Origin of the sequence: Streptomyces sp. NPDC051907 (assembly GCF_040681075.1) — a bacterium.
Taxonomy (GTDB): Bacteria; Actinomycetota; Actinomycetes; order Streptomycetales; family Streptomycetaceae; genus Streptomyces.
On record NZ_JBFAYB010000209.1, the window covers coordinates 1 to 3531 of the forward strand.

Annotated in this window: 4 protein-coding genes; all 4 read right to left on the reverse strand. The window is 34.1% G+C overall.

Features of this window, described 5'->3' with window-relative positions:
• Positions 1 to 130: 130 nt before the first annotated feature.
• A complete protein-coding gene (locus tag AB0M39_RS41620) occupies positions 131 to 493 on the reverse strand; it encodes a hypothetical protein (protein ID WP_312258060.1) in 363 nt (120 codons plus the stop codon).
• A gap of 17 nt (positions 494 to 510) precedes the next feature.
• The gene (locus tag AB0M39_RS41625; protein ID WP_365374300.1) at positions 511 to 1074 is read right to left on the reverse strand and encodes a hypothetical protein; all 564 of its coding nucleotides are present in this window, start codon (positions 1072 to 1074) and stop codon (positions 511 to 513) included.
• Between the two features lie 171 nt (positions 1075 to 1245).
• A complete protein-coding gene (locus AB0M39_RS41630) occupies positions 1246 to 1452 on the reverse strand; it encodes a hypothetical protein (protein WP_011675329.1) in 207 nt (68 codons plus the stop codon).
• Positions 1453 to 2022: 570 nt separating this feature from the next.
• Positions 2023 to 3531: hypothetical protein (locus tag AB0M39_RS41635; RefSeq protein ID WP_365374303.1), on the reverse strand; the 1509-nt coding region annotated here is incomplete at its 5' end.

Below are 3531 nucleotides of genomic sequence, written 5' to 3' on the forward strand. Positions count from 1 at the left end.
CAGTGACGGCGTGAAGTACGAGCTGACCCAGAGGGAGGGGGCTATGCCCCCATAGTTTCTTTAAAAATATTTTCAGATTTAAAAAATAAAATTAATAAATAATAAATTAATATAAATATTTTTTTATTAATTATAAACCTTTTAGTAAGTTGCTCCATGCTTGCTTTTCTCGTTCCGTCTTGTCGGTATCGACTCCGTGCTTGCTTTCATATTCAGATTCAATCTGTTGCATAGCTTTTTGTTTAGCAGTTTCAATTTCTTTGTCACGCTTTAACTTATTATCATTGTAATTTCTTTCGGCAACTTGTTTCATCAATCCATTAATCTCATCACGTTCGGCGTTCGCCTTATCTCTCATCTTGTCAAAGGCTTCTTTGCTCCGCTGTCTGCTCGTCTCCTCTAGTTCTTTGCGTTCAATCTCTGCGCCTTTTCGGATGTCCTCAACCCAATTGCCTGTATGTTGTTGGCTGTTGTCTTTGATTGTTTCTGTCATGGTGTCCCCCCCTTTTATTATGCGTTCATATCATCAAGAAATGTGTTGCCAAGATATTTAAAGTTATAAACATTTCGGACTGAGTTGTTTCGTTTATACTCTACCGCTCGCGTTATTCTGGTACCGTTTGACGCTACTAAACAATCGGCGTCTTTGTAAACATCATACTGCGCAATACGTAACAACTCATCAGCTTTATGGTAGACCGCATTAGATTCATCAGCCAATGACTTGAGTTCTGCCATTAGCTTAGCGCCCTTAATATTCAACTCATCTTGTAACTTATCGGCAGCCTTTTCAATATCTGAGACCAATTGATTATAATCATCTTTGGTCACTAATGGAGTGCTTTCCAATTTGTCTAACTGTTTTTGATACAATTCAATAGCGTGTTGTGATGTCCATATATCCCCCTTTGCTTTATCATAAGCTACTAAGTCAGCGATCTCCTCGGCTTTGATTAATTCATCATTAGCGATTTTTAAGGCTCTTTCCGCTTTTTTCTTTATTATTTTTAAACTTCTCAATTTCCAATAAATTACCGTCCTTTTGATTGATAAGTTCTGCTTCAATTTCTTCAAATGTTTTCATTGTGGTTTCTCCTGTATTTATTTGTTAGTAAATATATATTATAATCGGAACTATTGATAGTTCCTGTAATTCCCTATGTTTATTAGGTTGATAGCTGTTTTTATAAGTTAGTTAAAACAACTGATTTTGGTGGGTGTCTTACCCTCATTATTTCTCCTTTATTATTCTGGTACTGTACCAAGTGGCCCACGTTTTGCGACTTTAATCGCCACAACATGACTTCCATTAAATACGGTAGTGCCTAGTTTAAATAACTGGTCAGGGTCATCTTGCCATTTGCCAATGACTTTCATATTATCCAGTGTCTGATTAAAGACAAATGCTGATGCATCATTTACTGTGTAAACCATAATTACTTTGTCGCTCATTTTTTTATCTCCCTATGTTTAAACTCGTTTTATTGAAACAATATTTTTTATGTTAAATAAATAGCCACCTAGCCACTCCGCATTTTTATCAACTAAAAGTGCATGACTAAATTTCTCAAATTCCTCTTCATCATAAGGAATATTAAATGGCATTTTTTCATTGACTGTAAAGACTACTGTCTTTGTAAAATTAAAGCTCATTATCAAACCTCTTTTTCTAAATTGGTATAGCTTTTTTCATTTGCTAACTATTGGTTTCTAAAATCACCACAATAGTTACATATTATTTAAGAAAATAGTTATGAATAATTACGCTTTTAAAACCTCTCAAAACCCTGTTATAAAGCCATAGTTACGATAAATACATTAATTACACATTTTTCCTTTATATAATATAGAATATTAAAATCTAGTATCCATAATTGGTATAATTAACTCAAACTCTTTTATAATAAATTACTATTTTACTCAATATTAAAAGTGTATTTTGCGTATTTTCTGTAACTATCCTTTTATATAGCTGTTTATGAGTATCAAAAAAACATAACTATTTGTAACTAAATTACACTTTTATGGTGGTTCATACATTGTTTCAAGAAATGCTTCAACTGCTTTTGCAGTACGTTGAGGGTTACCAATTGCAATAACACGAAAAGATTTTCTTTTTCCTTCAAAAGTTGGAAATGTACGAACCGTTTCAAAATATCCAATAATATCAAGAGCTTCTTTTCTTCGTTTAGGACTTCCAGCACCGTAATAGGTTTCTTTCAATAGCTTCTGAACCTCATCCGTTTTGATTATTGTCTTGTTCCCTTTGATGTGTTCCTCGATAATATAAATTTGCACATCGTCAAAATCAAAGTGATCACTACTGAAGTTATCCATTTCCACTTGCTTGAAATTGAACTTAAATTTATTCTGTCTCCAATAGACAAATGAAGAATATAAAGCAGCCACTCCTGCAAGCGCCGTTGCTTCTCGACTGGTCTCAGATACTCGCTGTTCAGTGAAAGCCTCCCAGTAGGGTGCAAAGATTGATTCACGTTCGCTATCAGTCTCTCTTTTTGGACGATTCTTAAAAGCAATGTTCACAGCCCTGCTATTCATTTCAGAAGAAAATAATACTTTTTCATTTGAATCAATAGACAGTACACCAGTCAGATTAATATCCGCATAGTTTTGGCCAATACCTCGACCACGATATGTGCTTTCAGTAGCCAGTATTTTCAAATAACGTTCTAAACTCTTTCCAATTTCTCCTGATTCAGTCACCAGTAACATTTCCCCTCCATCAAATCCAGCCCAAGCCATTGCGGCCGTTGCCTTATTTGAGAGTTCGTCTAGGTTGACATGTTTCGTATCAAAAATGGATGAAATTACTTTATGACGCAAGCCTTTACCAGTACGTGTCCCAGATTTACTGACAAAGAACCTTGTCTTAGTAATCTCACGACATGCCACCAGCATTTGATAGATTGGCTGTAGTTGCGCATTATGCAAGCTGTCTACATCATCTATCACCATTCCTAAGTAATTAGCGTTCAAGATTGACATTTCAATTACATCAGAGAGCTGACAATCAAACACTTTAAAGTAACATTCATTGTCTTTGATAGAACAATTTTTTAAAATTTTCTTTTGATGCAGATCCATTTGAAAGTCATGACAAGCAATAATCGATGCTTTTATTTCTTTAAGAGGTTTTAGCTTTATCTGTTCATCTATAAAAGATATAATTTCTACAACTTCACTAGCTGTGAAGTCAGAACGCTTGCCTAATTTATATTCATGAGCAATATCCATCTCTGACAATCGTTTGAATTGTGAGGTTGAAATATCATATAAATATCCATGATGCAAAGCAATCTTTCCAAATAGATAATCTAAAATCACATTGACAAAACGAGGAATACTTTTACTTGATTTTAATGTAACTACTTCTTTATCTTCTCCATCGTCAGTTTTTTCAGCTTTTTTATTAACTCCACCGTAGAAAATAGATACAGTATTTTGACCATTGTTTAAATGCAAACTAGGTCTTTTGATTCTTTTATTTTCTCCTGTAGACTTTACTGACAG

Bases quoted from the DNA above. Each gene is read 5' to 3' on its own strand.
- AB0M39_RS41630 (WP_011675329.1), bottom strand. From the start codon at position 1,452: ATGAGCGACAAAGTAATTATGGTTTACACAGTAAATGATGCATCAGCA.
- AB0M39_RS41620 (WP_312258060.1), bottom strand. From the start codon at position 493: ATGACAGAAACAATCAAAGACAACAGCCAACAACATACAGGCAATTGG.